The organism is Streptomyces sp. NPDC001100 (assembly GCF_053598575.1).
In genome coordinates this window covers 282,688-299,598 of the sequence record NZ_JBSFKO010000010.1, presented here as the reverse complement: position 1 = coordinate 299,598, position 16,911 = coordinate 282,688, and the positions used below count along the sequence as shown (strand labels likewise).

Annotated in this window: 11 protein-coding genes and 1 pseudogene; 5 read left to right on the top strand and 7 right to left on the bottom strand. The window is 70.2% G+C overall.

Going from position 1 to position 16,911, the window contains the following annotated elements; translation table 11 throughout:
* Positions 1–1,846 (top strand): annotated as a pseudogene (locus ACWDEW_RS17520) (hypothetical protein); the annotation flags it as partial.
* Between the two features lie 37 nt (positions 1,847–1,883).
* On the top strand, positions 1,884–3,083 hold the full coding sequence (locus ACWDEW_RS17515) for a ricin-type beta-trefoil lectin domain protein (RefSeq protein ID WP_450513791.1): 1,200 nt from the start codon (positions 1,884–1,886) through the stop codon (positions 3,081–3,083).
* 60 nt (positions 3,084–3,143) lie between these two features.
* Here the strand turns inward: ACWDEW_RS17515 and ACWDEW_RS17510 are convergent, their stop codons facing one another.
* The 3 genes from ACWDEW_RS17510 to ACWDEW_RS17500 form a co-directional block, all read right to left on the bottom strand.
* Positions 3,144–4,673 carry a helix-turn-helix domain-containing protein gene (locus ACWDEW_RS17510; RefSeq protein WP_450513789.1) on the bottom strand — a complete coding sequence of 510 codons (1,530 nt, stop codon included), beginning with the start codon at positions 4,671–4,673 and terminating at the stop codon, positions 3,144–3,146.
* 64 nt (positions 4,674–4,737) lie between these two features.
* Positions 4,738–4,935 (bottom strand): DUF4236 domain-containing protein, encoded by a 198-nt coding sequence (locus ACWDEW_RS17505; RefSeq protein ID WP_078532723.1) that lies wholly within the window; start codon positions 4,933–4,935, stop codon positions 4,738–4,740.
* 54 nt (positions 4,936–4,989) lie between these two features.
* Positions 4,990–5,283, bottom strand: coding sequence for a hypothetical protein (locus ACWDEW_RS17500; RefSeq protein WP_450513787.1), 294 nt, complete (start codon positions 5,281–5,283; stop codon positions 4,990–4,992).
* A gap of 372 nt (positions 5,284–5,655) precedes the next feature.
* On the opposite strand from ACWDEW_RS17500, the gene acnA reads away from it, so the two are divergent.
* The gene (gene acnA / locus ACWDEW_RS17495) at positions 5,656–8,370 is read left to right on the top strand and encodes an aconitate hydratase AcnA (protein ID WP_450513785.1); all 2,715 of its coding nucleotides are present in this window, start codon (positions 5,656–5,658) and stop codon (positions 8,368–8,370) included.
* A 65-nt stretch (positions 8,371–8,435) separates the two neighbouring features.
* Here the strand turns inward: acnA and ACWDEW_RS17490 are convergent, their stop codons facing one another.
* Positions 8,436–9,437, bottom strand: a complete 1,002-nt coding sequence (locus ACWDEW_RS17490; RefSeq protein ID WP_450513783.1) for a response regulator transcription factor — start codon at positions 9,435–9,437, stop codon at positions 8,436–8,438.
* A 68-nt stretch (positions 9,438–9,505) separates the two neighbouring features.
* Positions 9,506–13,174 (bottom strand): S8 family serine peptidase, encoded by a 3,669-nt coding sequence (locus tag ACWDEW_RS17485; protein ID WP_450513781.1) that lies wholly within the window; start codon positions 13,172–13,174, stop codon positions 9,506–9,508.
* A 267-nt stretch (positions 13,175–13,441) separates the two neighbouring features.
* Here ACWDEW_RS17485 and ACWDEW_RS17480 point away from each other — a divergent pair, with 267 nt between their 5' ends.
* Positions 13,442–14,167, top strand: a complete 726-nt coding sequence (locus ACWDEW_RS17480) for a response regulator transcription factor (RefSeq protein WP_450513779.1) — start codon at positions 13,442–13,444, stop codon at positions 14,165–14,167.
* Positions 14,164–15,696 carry a sensor histidine kinase gene (locus tag ACWDEW_RS17475; RefSeq protein ID WP_450513777.1) on the top strand — a complete coding sequence of 511 codons (1,533 nt, stop codon included), beginning with the start codon at positions 14,164–14,166 and terminating at the stop codon, positions 15,694–15,696. The genes ACWDEW_RS17480 and ACWDEW_RS17475 overlap by 4 nt, the downstream gene beginning before the upstream one ends.
* Before the next feature lie 54 nt (positions 15,697–15,750).
* Here the strand turns inward: ACWDEW_RS17475 and ACWDEW_RS17470 are convergent, their stop codons facing one another.
* The gene (locus ACWDEW_RS17470) at positions 15,751–16,095 is read right to left on the bottom strand and encodes a hypothetical protein (protein ID WP_450513776.1); all 345 of its coding nucleotides are present in this window, start codon (positions 16,093–16,095) and stop codon (positions 15,751–15,753) included.
* A gap of 399 nt (positions 16,096–16,494) precedes the next feature.
* Positions 16,495–16,902: a hypothetical protein gene (locus tag ACWDEW_RS17465; RefSeq protein ID WP_450513774.1), complete on the bottom strand. Its 408-nt coding sequence runs from the start codon at positions 16,900–16,902 to the stop codon at positions 16,495–16,497.
* Positions 16,903–16,911 lie beyond the last annotated feature (9 nt).

Sequence of the window (16,911 nt, the reverse complement as noted above, 5' to 3'; positions counted from 1 at the left end):
CGACGCCGACGAGGACCGTCCCGCGTCCCGTGTCGCCGACCCCGCTCCGAAGGACTCCTGGCACGGACTGCGCCCGCATGCCCGTCCCGCCGTTCACAGCACCGAACGTTTCGACGCGCACGCGGAGCAGTCCAACTCGCCCCGCCCCGGGGTCCTCAGCGGTGCGACGACTCTCGTCCGTACGCAGGTCCGTCGTATCCAGGCGCCCAACGGGCAGTGGGTACGGGACTACACGCTGAACCTTCCGGTCAACACCGACGACCCTTCCCTCAGCGGGCAGTTGCAGGACCGGATCACCGGCCTGCTGGACACACATCTCAACTCGGGCCTGGCGCTGCCCGGTTCAGGCGACCAGCTCCACATCAACCTCAACCTGATCTCCGATCCCGCGCACCCCGAGGCGATCACCCTCACCAACACCGCGAACCCGGACCGGGCCGACCAACTCCACCTCGACGCCAACCATTCCGACGAGGACCTTCTCCACGAGGTCCTGCACTACCTCGGCCTGCCCGACGAACAGCGCGACAACGACTTCCTCCTCCGCAACCACCCGAACAGCACCACCGTCCACACCACCGGCGTCATGGCCACCACCCAGACCCCCGTCCACATCCCGCACCGCTACCTCCGCACCATCGAGAACGTCACCGCGACCGGCCCCCGACTCCACGACCACGCAGGCCAGGACGAGACGACGCCGGTCCGCGACCCCGACACCACACCCATCCCCACCGACACCCCCCTCACCTGGCCCACCTCCAACGCCCCCGTAGCGGCGCCGTCTTCGGCGTTCGTCCTCGACTACGGCTCCCAACGGGACGGCAACGTGGGCCTGGTGCTCCTCGAACCCCTCTCGGCCGAGGTCGTCAGCGGGCTGCACCAGCAGGTGATGACGGCGCTCGGGCTGGGGGACGCGGCGGACACACACCCGGTGCGGGAGCAGCTGCGGACGGTGGCGAGTGAGGAGACGCTGGTGCTCAACCTGCCGCATCTGCGCGGGAGTCCGGGTTTCCGGATCAGGGTGACCGTGGGCGGCCGGGACCGGGACGTGGACCTGCGGATGCGGCTCTCGGACCCGCAGGAAGAACCCGAAGGCGACCCTCAAGCAGCGCACCAGCAACCGGAGTTCCAGCAGGGCAGCGCTGGGAACGGGACCGGCGAGGAACCTGAGGACGACCAGGACGACCAGGACGGCGAGGGCGGCGAGGGCGATCAGGCAGGCCGGCACGGGCAACGCGGCCGGCCCGGGGACGACGTGGACGAAGACGGCTTGGAATACGCGAGCGAGTCCGGCGAAGAGGAGTCGGACGAAGAGGAGTCGGACGACGAGGACAGCGACGTGGACGAAGGTGACGACGGCGCGAACGGCCGCCGTGGTGAAGGCTCCCGCACCACCGGCTCCGCCGTCGCCTGGACCCGAACCCGCGATCCCCACACCGCCCTCCTCGCCTGGGCCCGGGCCGACGTCGTGGCCAACGGCGCCCCCGACGACGTGGCGCTCCCCGCTCCGGACACCTTGGTCGGGACCGACGCGCTGGCTGAAATCGGCGCTCTCACAGAGGAGTTGCGAGCCCAGTCGATCCTCCAGAACGGCATGGTGACCGTCGCGGAGGCCGGACTGGACGACGCCGCGCGCCTCGCCCTGGTGTTGGCCCGACCGGACAGCGACGTCTATGTGTCCACCCTCGCTGCCCTGGTCGCACGGGACACCGGACGGCCGGTCCTGGTGCTCGGCCCCGACGACCGCACCCGACGCTTCGGCCCGGCCGACGGCACCCCGCTGACCTTGTACTTTGACGGCAACCGGTTCTCGGTCAACCCGCCCGTCCCGGACGACGACTGACCGGTCGTCACCCGATCACGTTTCTGGAAGGAACAGCATGTCCGGCAAGAACAGCCCGCAGCACCAGGCAGCGACGGGCGGGGCGGAGCCCACTCAGGCCCCGGACACCACCGTGGGCGGCGCCCCCGAGACCGAAGTGGTCCTCCCGCAGACCAGCGGCGAGACGACGGCCGCCGGCACCGGCGCCCCGGAGACCGCGGCGAAGGCGACAGCGGCCCTCACGCCCCCGTCGCAGCCCACCGCCGCGGCCCAACTCCCCACCGCGGAAGCCGCCGTAGGCACTGACGAAGGTGCCACCCCCGAAGCGGCACCCGACACCCACGCCGACCCCGACCCGGGTCCCGAGGCCCTGGCCGGAGCGGCAACGGCCGAATCCGGCGACGGAGTTGGAGTCGGCTCCGGGACCGGCGAGGACACCGCCGCCGCGGCCCCCGCCTTCGGCCGCCCCTCCCGAGGCCTCCTCGCCGGAGCCGCGATAGCCGGTGCTCTGCTGATCGGCGTGCCGTTCCTGGTCTCCGGGCTGCTCGGCAGGTCGAGCTCGGACTCGAAGCCGTCGGACCAAGTGGCCGACGCCGGCACCGTGCTGAACGGTGCGACGACGGACAGCGGTGCCGGCGCCTACGGTTCGGCCAGCCCGGACCCGACCTCGCCGAAGCCGACCCCCTCGCACACGACCGGCGGCAAGAACAACACGGTGAAGAACGGCGCGGGAGCGGCAGCCGCCGGTGCCGGCTCTGGTGCCGGGGTGATCGCGGGCAGTTCCGCCGAGGCCCCGAAGAAGGCGTCCTCCGGCGGGAGTTCGAAGAAGACCACCACGACCAAGGTCACCGCCACCAAGACGGTGGTCGCCGCCCCGGGCACCACCATCTACAGCCACGCCTCCAACAAGTGCATCGAGATGGTGGGTCACAAGGGCGCCGACGGTTCGCCGTTGCAGATCAGCAGCTGCACCGGCAAGAACTGGCAGAAGTGGGACTTCCGTTCGGACGGCACGATCCGCTCGATGGGCCTGTGCATGGACGTCGCCTGGGGTTCGTCGGCGAACGGCGCGGTGATCCAGATCGCGGTGTGCAGCGGCAACCCGGCCCAGCAGTTCCGCCTCAACTCCAGCAACGACCTGGTCAATCCGCAGGCCAACAAGTGCGTGGACGTCAAGGACCAGGGAACCGCCAACGGCACCCGGCTCCAGCTCTGGGACTGCAACGGCCAGGACAACCAGAAGTGGAGCACCCGCTGACGGAGACCGGCGCTGCCGCCGCACCCGTGGGGGCACGGCGGCAGCGTGGACGCTTCCCGCCTAGATGTCCCGGAAGATCTCGATCTGAGCGCCGACCGAGTTGAGCCGCTCCGCCAGGTCCTCGTAACCCCGGTTGATGACGTACACGTTCCGCAGTACGGACGTGCCCTCCGCCGCCATCATCGCCAGCAGGACGACCACGGCCGGGCGCAGGGCCGGCGGGCACATCATCTCGGCGGCGCGCCAGCGGGTCGGGCCCTCGACCAACACGCGGTGCGGGTCGAGGAGTTGGAGGCGTCCGCCGAGGCGGTTGAGGTCGGTGAGGTAGATCGCGCGGTTGTCGTAGACCCAGTCGTGGATGAGGGTCTGGCCCTGCGCGACGGCCGCGATCGCCGCGAAGAACGGGACGTTGTCGATGTTCAGGCCGGGGAACGGCATCGGGTGGATCTTGTCGATCGGCGCCTCCAGCTTGGAGGGCCGGACCGTGAGGTCCACCAGGCGCGTACGGCCGTTGTCCGCGACGTACTCGGGCGTGCGGTCGTGGTCGAGGCCCATCTCCTCCAGGACCGCGAGCTCGATCTCCAGGAACTCGATGGGGACGCGTCGTACCGTCAGTTCCGACTCCGTCACCACGGCCGCGGCCAGCAGGCTCATCGCCTCGACCGGGTCCTCGGAGGGGGAGTAGTCGACGTCGACGTCGATGGTCGGCACGCCGTGCACGGTGAGGGTGGTGGTGCCGATGCCCTCGACCCGTACGCCGAGCGCCTCCAGGAAGAAGCAGAGGTCCTGGACCATGTAGTTGGAGGACGCGTTGCGGATGACCGTGGTGCCGTCGTGGCGGGCGGCGGCCAGCAGCGCGTTCTCGGTCACGGTGTCGCCGCGCTCGGTCAGCACGATCGGCCGGTCGAGGGTGACGGAGCGGTCGACCTGCGCGTGGTACAGCCCCTCGGTGGCGGCGATGTCGAGCCCGAAGCGGCGCAGCGCGATCATGTGCGGCTCGATGGTGCGGGTGCCGAGGTCGCAGCCGCCCGCGTACGGCAGCTTGAAGCTGTCCATGCGGTGCAGCAGCGGGCCGAGGAACATGATGATCGAGCGGGTGCGGCGGGCCGCCTCCGCGTCGATCGAGTCCATCTCCAGCTCGGCCGGCGGCACGATCTCCAGGTCGACGCCGTCGTTGATCCAGCGGGTGCGGACGCCGATCGAGCCGAGTACCTCCAGAAGGCGGTACACCTCCTCGATCCGCGCGACCCGGCGCAGCACTGTGCGCCCCTTGTTGAGGAGCGAGGCGCACAGCAGTGCCACGCACGCGTTCTTGCTGGTCTTCACGTCGATGGCGCCGGAGAGCCGGCGACCGCCGACGACCCGCAGATGCATCGGGCCGGCATAGCCCAGTGAGACGATTTCACTGTCCAGCGCTTCACCGATTCGAGCGATCATCTCAAGGCTGATGTTTTGGTTGCCGCGCTCGATGCGGTTGACGGCGCTCTGACTGGTGCCGAGTGCCTCGGCAAGCTGCGTCTGTGTCCAGCCCCGGTGCTGGCGGGCGTCACGGATGAGCTTGCCGATACGTACGAGGTAGTCGTCTGCCATGGGGCCGAGGTTATCTCAGATATGAGATGGCGCCTCTCAGGGGGGCCGTTCGGGTGACGCCCGGTCAGTCGTCCTTCTTGGTGCGAGTCTTGCGCCACCCGAAAGGCCCGGGCAAATCCATCGATGTCGTACGACGTCCCGAAGTGCTGCGCGTGTACCGCGGGCCGCGCTTGCCCCCTGTCGTGAACGACATGGACCCCTTGTTGATGTTCAGTCGGAGCCAGGGAAGGATCCGGAAACTCTTGCGGAACGTGAGCGGCATGCCCGCCCCCCTTTCGTCCCGCACCGGGTACCCCGAAGTCCCGGGGATATGGCGTCAGTTCAGGGGAGCGGGCGCCGGGGTGCCGTAGGAGGTGAACGACTGCCGGCCCCGGGAGGCGGCGAAGTCGTTGAGCGGGTCGGCGATCTCCGCGGGGGTGATGTCGTTGGCCGCCGGCGGTGCCTCGCTCGCGGCGACGCTGAACTTGATCGCGAACCGGGGATTCTCCGGGTTGACGCCCAGGAGGGCCGTCCCTGCGAAGAGCGTTCCCTTGGGGAAGTCGGCCGCCGTGGTGTCCGTGGCGGCCTCCGCGGCCTGGGCCGGCTGTGCCGTCGCCGCGCCGCCGACCATCGCGCCGACGGCCGTCGTTCCGGAGTGTGCGAGCAGGGACCGTCTCGAAATCCTGGACGAAGTACCCCCTCGTGCGGAGCCGTACAGGCATCTCCCGAGACCTCTGCTGAATCGTGCGCACGTTCGACAAGAGTCGGGGGGCGAACGGGATCGTCCGGTTGTGAGGGGGTGGGGGCGGCCGGGCATGACCAATCCGCCCCCGTGTACTAGAGTTATCTCGACATCGAGATATCTGCCGAGGTGCACCGCAGCCGCACACTCCGCCGATCCAGCGGTAAGGCTTGCCTAACTTAGCCTTACCTTAGCGGATCGGCCAAGGCGTCGTAGCGGCAGGATGCGGTGGGAACGCGCACATCAATGAAGGAGACTGTCGTGTCGGCGAACAGCTTCGACGCCCGCAGCACGCTGCAGGTGGGCGACGAGTCGTACGAGATCTTCCGCCTGGACAAGGTGGAGGGCTCGGCCCGGCTCCCCTACAGCCTTAAGGTCCTGCTGGAGAACCTGCTCCGCACCGAGGACGGCGCGAACATCACCGCCGACCACATCCGCGCCCTCGGCACCTGGGACTCGCAGGCCCAGCCGTCGCAGGAGATCCAGTTCACGCCGGCCCGTGTGATCATGCAGGACTTCACCGGCGTGCCCTGCGTGGTGGACCTCGCGACCATGCGTGAGGCCGTCAAGGAGCTGGGCGGCGACCCGGCGAAGATCAACCCGCTGGCCCCGGCCGAGCTGGTCATCGACCACTCCGTCATCGCCGACAAGTTCGGCACCCACGAGGCCTTCGCGCAGAACGTCGAGCTGGAGTACGGCCGCAACCGCGAGCGCTACCAGTTCCTGCGCTGGGGCCAGACCGCGTTCGACGAGTTCAAGGTCGTCCCGCCGGGCACCGGCATCGTCCACCAGGTCAACATCGAGCACCTCGCCCGCACGGTCATGGTGCGCAACGGCCAGGCGTACCCCGACACCCTCGTCGGCACCGACTCGCACACCACGATGGTCAACGGCCTCGGTGTGCTGGGCTGGGGCGTCGGCGGCATCGAGGCCGAGGCCGCGATGCTCGGCCAGCCGGTCTCGATGCTCATCCCGCGCGTCGTCGGCTTCAAGCTGACCGGCGAGCTGACCCCGGGCACCACCGCCACCGACCTCGTGCTGACCATCACCGAGATGCTCCGCAAGCACGGCGTGGTCGGCAAGTTCGTCGAGTTCTACGGCGAGGGCGTCGCCGCCACCTCCCTCGCGAACCGCGCCACCATCGGCAACATGTCGCCGGAGTTCGGTTCCACCGCCGCGATCTTCCCGATCGACGACGAGACCCTGAAGTACCTGCGCCTGACCGGCCGCGACGAGCAGCAGGTCGCGCTCGTCGCGGCGTACGCCAAGGAGCAGGGCCTCTGGCTCGACCCGGCCGCCGAGCCCGACTTCTCCGAGAAGCTGGAGCTCGACCTCGCCACGGTCGTCCCCTCGATCGCCGGCCCCAAGCGCCCGCAGGACCGCATCGTCCTCGCGAACGCCGCCGAGCAGTTCAAGAGCGACGTACGCAACTACGTCGCCGACGACGACGAGGCGGGCAAGGAGTCCTTCCCGGCCTCCGACTCCCCGGCCGCCACCAACGGCGTCCCGTCGAACCCGGTCACCGTCACGGCCCCCGACGGCTCGACCTACGAGCTCGACCACGGCGCGGTCACCGTCGCGGCCATCACCTCCTGCACCAACACCTCGAACCCGTACGTCATGGTCGCCGCCGCGCTGGTGGCCAAGAAGGCGGTCGAGAAGGGTCTCACCCGCAAGCCGTGGGTCAAGACCACCCTCGCCCCGGGCTCCAAGGTCGTCACCGACTACTTCGACAAGGCGGGGCTCACCCCCTACCTCGACAAGGTCGGCTTCAACCTCGTCGGCTACGGCTGCACCACCTGCATCGGCAACTCCGGCCCGCTGCCGGAGGAGGTCTCCAAGGCCGTCAACGACCATGACCTGGCCGTCACTTCGGTGCTCTCCGGCAACCGCAACTTCGAGGGCCGGATCAACCCGGACGTCAAGATGAACTACCTGGCGTCCCCGCCGCTGGTCGTCGCGTACGCCCTCGCCGGCTCCATGAAGATCGACATCACCACCGCCGCCCTCGGCACCGACCAGGACGGCAAGCCGGTCTACCTGGAGGACATCTGGCCCTCCGAGGCCGAGGTCAACGACGTCGTGGCGAACGCCATCGGCGAGGACATGTTCAACAAGTCCTACGCCGACGTCTTCGCGGGCGACGCCCAGTGGCAGGCGCTGCCCATCCCGGAGGGCAACACCTTCGAGTGGGACGCGCAGTCGACCTACGTCCGCAAGCCCCCGTACTTCGAGGGCATGACGATGGAGACCACCCCGGTCTCGGACATCGCCGGCGCCCGCGTGCTCGCCAAGCTCGGCGACTCGGTCACCACCGACCACATCTCGCCCGCCGGTGCCATCAAGGCCGACACCCCGGCCGGCAAGTACCTCACCGAGCACGGCATCGAGCGGCGTGACTTCAACTCCTACGGCTCGCGCCGGGGCAACCACGAGGTCATGATCCGCGGCACCTTCGCCAACATCCGCCTGCGCAACCAGGTCGCGCCGGGCACCGAGGGCGGCTTCACGCGTGACTTCACGCAGGCCGACGCCCCCGTCTCCTTCATCTACGACGCCTCGCGCAACTACATCGAGCAGGGCATCCCGCTGGTCATCCTGGCCGGCAAGGAGTACGGCTCCGGCTCGTCCCGCGACTGGGCCGCCAAGGGCACCGCGCTCCTCGGCGTCAAGGCCGTCATCGCCGAGTCCTACGAGCGCATCCACCGCTCGAACCTCATCGGCATGGGCGTCATCCCGCTCCAGTACCCGGCGGGCCAGTCCGCCGAGACCCTCGGTCTGACCGGCGAGGAGTCCTTCTCCGTCGCGGGCATCACCGAGCTGAACGACGGCACCACCCCGAGCACGGTCAAGGTCACCACCGACACCGGTGTGGAGTTCGACGCGGTCGTCCGCATCGACACCCCCGGCGAGGCCGACTACTACCGCAACGGCGGCATTCTCCAGTACGTGCTGCGCAACCTGATCCGCAACTAGCGGACCCGGTACGGCAGTCGAGGGCCGCATCCCCGGTGACGGGGGTGCGGCCCTCCGCCGTTCCGCTACAGCCAGCCGCGCTGAGCGGCCCGCAGCCCGAGCTGGAAGCGGCTCGCCGCCCCGAGCCGTTCCTGAAGGTCGCTCACCCGCCGCCGCAGCGTGCGCAGGCTGATCCCCAGATGACGGGCGACCGCCTCGTCCTTCAGCCCGGCAGCCAGCAGCCGCGTCAACGCCTGCTCGTCCTCGGAGAGTTCGCCGTTCCCTCCGGGCCGGCCGAGCGGGGTCGCCTGCTGCCAGGCCAGTTCGAAGAGTTTCTGCAGGCCCTCGGTCACCGCCGAGTGCCATACGACGACGGCGCAGTAGCCGCCCGCCGCCGACGAGGTCAGCGGGAGCAGCGCCCGGCGTCCGTCGACCACCAGCAACTTGAGCGGCACGGACGGCAACACCCTTGCCTGCTCGCCGAGTTCGACCATGTTCCAGGCACGGGACAGGGTGTTCGGATCCTCCAGGGCGGTCGCCGAGTAGATGCCGCGCGAGACGATTCCGCGCTTGAGGAGATCGGCCTGGAGGTCCACCTGCGGTGCGGGCGGGGCGAGGTACGGCGGAGTGTCGAAAAGGCACACCTCGTGCTCCGCGCGGGCGTACATCTCCTCCAGACGGGCCGCGATGGCGCCCTCGCCGGAGGCGACCTCGATCAGCCGGGACGGTTCCTCGCGCAGCAGCCCCGCTTCGTACGCGGTGGCCATCTCCTCGGCGGTTGCGGCGACCAGTTCGGACTCCGTCTCGCGCCGCCGGATCAGCGCACGGATCGCCACCCGCGGATCGACCGCGCGTAACCCGCCCATGGAGTCCGGCGGTTGGAGCAGTCCCAGCGCGAGCAGCCGGTCGCAGGACTCGCGCAGCTCGGCCGGGGTCGCCCGGGCCATCAGCGCCCAGCCGTCCGCGCCGGCGTCGGGCTGATGGAGAATCGACTGGTACACCCGCTCGTCGAAGGCGGAGACCCCCACCGCGGCCCAGGGGCTCGCGGCAGGGGTCTGTCGTGCAGGATCTTGTGCAGCGTTCACCATGGCTCGCCACGGTAAGGGTTCTTTGTTAAGAATCCTTACAGTGGCTCGGCCCATCCGCTCACTTCAGGTCACTTCAGGCCGAACGCCCGCAGTACGGTCTGGTCGATCGCGTTGCCGTCGCGGTCGGTGGCCCGCACGCGCAGCGACACCGACGTGGCGCCCTTCGCGGGCCTGAACCGTGCCTCGCCCTTCTTGACACTCACCTCCTTCCAGGACGCGCCGTCGTCGTAGGAGACCCAGGCCTTCAGGCTGCTCGCCCGGACGCTCCCCGACTGGTTCGCGACCGGCAGCCCGACCGTCAACTCCCGCTTGGCGTCGGCCCGGTTGAGGAGGTCGAGGTCCTTCGGGGCGATGCCGACGGTCAGCAGCGGCAGTGCCGTCGCGGTGTCGGTGTGCGCCGAGGCGAAGGTCCACTCGGTGTGCGTGCTCGTGGAGTACGCGGCCCAGGCCGCCTTGCGCTGTACGTCCAGCTCGAAGCGGTACGAGGACGTGGCCGCCGGGACGTCGAAGACGCCGTACCCGCCGCGCGTCGAGTCGCCGACGAACTGCCCGTCCGCGTAGAGCCTGCCCTGCGCGGTGGTGTCGACGGTGTCGATGTATCCGTAGTGACCCGGCGAGGAGTCGTTCAACTCCGTTACGGAGAAGGCGAGTTTGTCGCCGGTGCGGGTCGAGAGGCCGTACTCCTCGCTGCTGCCCGGCCGGAGGACCTGGCGCAGCCAGTTCTCGGTGGGCTCGGTGCCCGCCTCGGTGAAGGTCCGCAGCGGGCTCCACTCGCCCCGGTACGCCTTCCAGTTGGGGTAGACGACATGCCAGGTGCGGGTGTCCGGGTCGACGTAGTAGTACTCGTCGCGTTCCGTGCCCAGCTGCGTGGGCACGCTGGTCTCGACGCCGACGCGCTGCCAGGGGCGGAAGGTGTACAGAGTGTCCGCGCCCATCTCGCCGGCCGTGCCACCGTAGTAACGGGCGTGCCGTTTCACGGTGTTGGACTTGTCCAGGCGGTAGGTATGGTTCGCGGTGATGGCGCCGCTCTGCGCGGCGAGCAGGTTGTAGACGTACGGGCTGACCGGTGTGCCGCTCAGCTTCAGCGTGACCTTCTTGCCGGTCTTCAGCAGGGCGGCCAGTCCGGCGCCCTGCTCGCCGGTGGCGATCATCAGCGGGACGGTGGTCGCCCGGTCCACGGCCTCGATCCAGAAGCCCGGCGTCTTGCGGTAGACGATGAGGTAACCCGCCCCGGCCTTGGTCGCGTTGTCCAGCGCGCTCTGTGCCCGCTCGGTGGCGCCGATCCCGACCACCGCGACCTTGCCCTTGACGTCGAGCCCCGCGAAGTCGGCCGCGGTACCGCCGCCCGCGTCCACGGCCCGTACCGTGTGGTCACCGCTGATCTTCAACGGGAAGTCGTTGTACGTCTGGGAGTAGTAGAGCGACGACAGCGAGGTCTTCTCCGGGCTGGTGACGCTCGCCGTCAACTCCTTCGCGTACAGCCGGAACTTGGCGTAGAAGTTCAGGGTGCCCACGGTGACCGGCTGGGTCGGCGCCACGTAGACGTGGTCGGTCCAGAAACCCTGGCTGTAGGTGAGTCCCCAGGCGCTGCCCGGCCCCTCCCGGTGCCAACTGGTGCTGAAGCCCTGGAACTCGGAGTCCTCCTTGGTCTGCGGCTTGATCTCCACCGCCTTGCGGGCGTCCAGGACGACCGCGGTGTCGCCGTCGACCTTGATCTCGGGGTTGCCGACGACCGACGTGCCCACGGCCAGACCGGCCCCGTCCCGGTCCGGGATCCAGGTCGCGATGGAGTAGGTGCCGGCCGGCACCTGCCAGGTCGCGCCGGTGCCGAGGAAGCCGTACTCGTCGTCGTAGGCGCCGTTCAGCTCCTGGAGGATGTAGAGCGACGCCCCGGTGGACGGTCTGCCCTCGCGGTCCACGATCGAGACCTTGAGGTCGTAGGTCTTCGGCGCCTTCTCGAAGCCGACGCCCGTGGTGACCTGGATGCCGCCGGCGGCGGTCGCCGTGACATGGCCCGTGTACCGGCCCTCGGTCACCTGCGTCGGGTCGACGCCGACGGAGACGGTGGCGGTGCCCCGTGCGGGCACGGTCAGAGTGTCCGCGCTCAGAGTCAGGTCGGCGAGCGACGAAGAGAGCTTCAACTCCACCGGACTGTCAGTGGTGTTGGTGTACGTGATGTCCTTGCCGACGACACCGTTGTCACCGTCCTCGAACCTGCCGAAGCTCAGCGTCGAGGTCGCGAAGACGTCCTGCTCGACCGCCCGTACCGCGTCGACCCGGCCGTCGCCCTGCTCGAACACGGAGTTGACGGTGTTCGTCTTCGCCGTACTGGCCAGCGCTTCCTTGATCTGCTCGCCGGTCCAGTCCGGATGGGCCTGCACGACCAGCGCCGCGGCGCCCGCGACATGCGGGGTGGCCATCGAAGTACCGCTGGCCGTCGTGTAGTTGTCGTCGACCGGCGTACCCATGGTGGTGCCGGCGGCGCGGGCCGCGGTGATGTTCACGCCCGGCGCGGTGATCTCCGGCTTGACCGCCGAGTCACCGAGTCGCGGGCCCCGGCTGGAGAACGAGGCCAGCTGGTCCGACTTGTCGACCGCGCCCACCGTCAGCGCCGAGTCGGCGATGCCCGGGGTGCCCACGGTCTGCTCGCCCGGGCCCGCGTTGCCGGCCGCGATCACGAACAACGCGCCGGTGGAGGCGGACAGTTGGTCGACGGTCTCACTGAGCACGTCGGAGGGACCGTACGCCGTACCGCCCAACGACATCGAGACGATCTTCGCGCCGGAGTCCGCCGCCCACTCCATGCCCGCGATGATCCAGGAGGCCTGGCCGCTGCCCGTGTTGTCCAGCACCTTGCCGACCAGCAGCTTCGCGCCCGGCGCCACGCCCTTGTACCGGCCGCCCGAGGCCGCGCCCGAGCCGACGATCGTGGACGCCACATGAGTGCCGTGGCCGAAGCCGTCCTGGATCGTCTCGTCCGGTACGAAGCTCTCCGAGCCGGCGATCTTCCCGGCCAGGTCCGGGTGCCCGGTGTCCACGCCCGTGTCCAGGACCGCGACCTCGACGCCCGTGCCGTCGTAGCCCGCCTTCCACACCTCGGGTGCGCCGATCTGCGGCACGCTGACGTCGAGGGACGCCTTCACCTTGGCGTCCAGCCAGATCTTGTCGATGCCGTCGCCGAGCTGCTTCGCCGCCTTCGCGGTGGGCGCGGTGCCGAGTGCCGGGGCGATGTCCGACCAGAACGCCGTGGACTTCTTCGCGCTGAGCGCGGCGCCGTCGATCCCGGGCAACGCCAGCGTCCGGCGCGTGCCCTCGGGGGTCTCGGCGCCCTTGCCGTAGGTCGCGATGACCGGAGTGGAGCCGGTTTTCGCGTCCGTGTACCCCTGCTTGACCAGCTGGGTGACGTTGAACAGGGCCGGGTCGAGGCGGCCCGCCTTGATCAGCGGGACGGCGTCCGCCGGCAGGACGCTGATCTCGCCGTTCTTCTCGCTGGACAGGAAGGTGGCGGCCTCGCGGCCCTTGCCGCGCCGGACGTCGACGGCGTTCTTGCCGTCCGGTCCTGCGGTGAGGGTCACGGTGTCGCCGGTGATGAGGGTGACGGTCTGCGGTGGGGCGGTGCTCGGGCCCGTGGGGTGGGTGGAGTCCGTGGAACCGGCGGCGGCCGTCGCGGGCGCGATGGCCCCCGCGAGCAGTCCGGCAACTCCGGCCACGGCCCACAGGGCGTGGAGTCTTCGCATGGGTGGACGTCCTCCCCTGAACGCGGAAACGCTTCCGCACGGTGAGCGGAAGCCAGCCATCAGAGTGAGTGCCGGGGCGCGGGCGGCTCAAGGGAATGACGTGGCCGGAGAGTGCCAACGCCCCCTTCGGCCAAGGAAGTTGGAGGAAACACCAGGCGGCGGACCAGGGCCGTCGCCCCTCGCCCGCCCCGCACACCCGGCCGCTCGCACGGCTGCGCCTCAGGTGGAACACAGGATTCCCTCAGCGGACCGGGACAGAATCCGGACATGACTGGCACCACCGGGTCCCGCAGCAGCCGCGTCCGCGTGCTCATCGTCGACGACGAGCCCGCGCTCACCGAGCTGCTCTCCGTCGCGGTCACCGAGGCCGGCTGGCGGCCCTACCCCGCGCCGGACGGGCACAGCGCGCTGCGGATCGCCCGCGGCTGCGCCCCGCACGCCGTCGTCCTCGACGGCATGCTGCCCGACCTGGACGGCGTACAGGTGCTGCGCCGGCTGCGCTACGAGAACCCGAGACTGCCCGTCCTCATGCTCACCGCCCGCGACGCGATCGAGCACCGCCTCGACGGTCTGGAGGCGGGCGCCGACGACTACGTCACCAAGCCCTTCTCCCTGGAGGAGGTCGTGCTGCGGCTGCGCGGACTGCTGCGCCGGGCGGGCAGCGAACGGCTCCCGACCGACGACTCGGTACGGGTCCTCGGCGATCTCGCACTCTCCGGCGAGACCCGCGAACTGCGCCGCGCCGGTGAGCCGATCCAGCTCACCGCCAAGGAGTTCGACCTGCTCACCCTGCTCCTCGACCATCCCCGCCAGGTGCTGAGCAAGGCCCAGATCCTCGACCACGTGTGGAGCACCTCCTTCGACGGCGGCGGCAACCTCGTCGAGGTCTACATCTCCAGCCTCCGCCGGAAGATAGACCGGGGCCGCGCGCCGATGATCCACACCGTGCGGGGGATGGGATACGCCATACGGCCCGTGGAGGACGGCAGATGAACCTCCTGACCCGCAACCGAGGCCGCCTGCACGGCCGTTCACTCCGCACCCGGCTGCTGCTCTTCGTCAGCGCCACCCTGGTGGTGGTCTGCGCCGCGATGTCCCTCACCACCGCCTTGGTCCAACGCGCCTATCTGCTCGGCGACTTGGACAACCGGGTCGGTGACGCGGTCCAGCGGAGCCTGGGCGGGGCCGCACATCACACGGGCTCCGCCGGGGACCTCGGGTTCCTCATGGAGAACGGCCACGCCGTCGGGACGCTCGCCGCACGGTTCGACACCAACGGCAAGATCATCGCCGCGGCCGTCGTCAGGCAGGACGCCCCGCCCCAGAACCTCACCGCCGCCCAGCGCACGGCCCTCGCGGGCATCACCGCCGACAGCGCGAAGCACACCCGGTCCGTGCCCGGCCTCGGCACCTACCGGCTCACGGCCCTCGACACCGATGGCGTCCGCGTCCTCACCGGGCTCCCGATGGACGACGTACAGCACATGATCAGCCGTCTGGTGGCGGTCGAGGCGGGCGTCGCCCTCGTCGGACTGACCGCGGCGGGCTGTCTGTGCGCGGTGGTCATACGACGGCAGCTGCGGCCGCTCGGCCGGGTCGCCGCCACCGCCGTCGAGGTCTCCCGCTCACCGCTGGGCCGCGGCGAGGTCACCGCGCTGACCCGGGTGCCCGAGCGGGACACCGACCCGGGCAGCGAGGCAGGCCAGGTCGGCGCCGCGCTCAACCGCATGATCGACCACGTCGAGTCCTCGCTCGCCGAACGCCAGCGCAGCGAGGAGCAGATGCGCCGCAGCGAGGAACGCATGCGCCGCTTCCTCGCCGACGCCAGCCACGAACTCCGCACCCCGCTGGCCTCGATCGCGGGCTACGCCGAGCTGATGAACCGCGGCACCGACCGCATCGAACCCGGGCTCGCCTGGCGCCGGGTCACCGCCGAGTCGGCACGGATGACGGGCCTGGTGGAGGACCTGCTGCTGCTCGCCCGGCTCGACGAGGGCCGGCCGCTGCAGTCCGCCGAGGTGGACCTCGCGGCCCTGCTCGCCGAGGCGGTGTGGGACGCGCGCGCGGCGGGCAGCGGCCACGAGTGGCAGCTCCAACTGTCCCTCGACGCCCCCGCCCTGGTGATCGGCGACGAGGCCCGCCTGCACCAGGTGTTGGCCAACCTGCTGGTCAACGCGCGGATGCACACCCCTGTCGGCACGACGGTCACGGCGAGCGTCGAGGCCACGGCCGACCGTACCGTCGTCATCAGGGTGCGCGACGACGGCCCCGGCATCCCCCCGGCCCTGCTGCCCACGGTCTTCGAACGCTTCACCCGTGCCGACGCCTCCCGCGCCCGCTCTGGCGGCAAGGAGGGCGGCTCCGGCCTCGGCCTGGCCATCGCGACGGCGATCACGAGCGCACACGGCGGCCGGATCGACGTCACCAGCGTCCCCGGCCGCACCGAGTTCACCATCGAACTCCCGGCGGCCGAACTCCCGCCCGCCGAAACACAGATACGCGCCCGTACGGCGCCGGTCTAGCCGCCGTACGAGCGCGCATCCGCGACCGATCGCTGACCGACCGCTGACCGACCCCTACGGAGCGGTCGTGAACGAGTCGAAGTCGGCCTCGCCCGTGGTGCCCGAGGCGTGCGAGGGCTGGGTCGGGCCGACGTCCTGGGTGGCCGCGGCGGTCGGGACGTCGACGGTGCCGACCAGGTTCCAGGTGACGTCGTCGGTGGAGTAGTAGCCGCTGTAGGTCGTGCCGTCGCGGACCAGCTTCACCCACGACGGATAGACGGCGGTACCGGTGGAGTCCTGCGAGTCCAGCTTTCCGTCGCCGTCGCTGTCCCAGTCGAGCAGACAGCCGTTGCCAGGGGTCGCGACCAGGGCCAAGTAGCCCGAGGACGTGGTGGGTTGGGTGATGTCGTCGCGGACCATGATCCCGGCCTTGGCCCAAACGTCCGTGTCCGAGGCCGGACTGGCCCACGTGGGCCGCCGCTCGTCGGCCGTCCTTCGCCTGACCGCCAGGCGCCCGACAGGAGCAGGCGCAGGTGCAGGTGCAGGAATACGGCCAGGGTGCCCGGTTCGCCCGCCTCCGGCACCTCCGTCGGCCAAACGAGGTCGGGAGGGTTCACTTCGCCGGGATCACGTTGCGCAGACCGGGAGTTGAGCGGCGTCCGGGGACAACCCCGCCACGATGCCGGACGCCTGTCCGTCCCGCACCCCGTCCGTCCCGCACCCCGTCCGTCCCGCACCGTGGTCGACCCCGGGACCCGGCGGCCCGGAGGTCGTCCGGGCCGCCGGTGCAGGCCGTCGACGGCGCCTGCCGTCGGGCGGTCAGTCGTAGGGGTTGAGCGACGTGCCGGACGTGCTGCAGTTGTCGAAGGTCGTGTCGCGGCAGACCGTCACCCCGAGGCTGTGGATGCCGCCGTCCAGACTGCCCGGCAGGGCGCTCCAAGTGGTCGTGGTGCCGCACCCGCTGGTGTTCCAGTGGTTCGGGAACTGGAAGCCCGGCACGGTGACGTAGAAGAACACCGGGTGAGCGTCGCAGGAGGTGTCGCTGAGCTTCACGTTGCGCAGGGTGAAGGACTCCGATCCGGTCCAGTCGACGGTGAGCGAGACGGACGCGCCCGTGGTGCTGGCGCTGAGCGGTTGGTTGTCCGAGGCGTTGGCCGTGCCGGGTGTGAACCCCAGGGCCGCGACCGCGAGGCCGGAGACGAGGGCGGCGATGCCGCGCTTCTTCATGATTCCTCC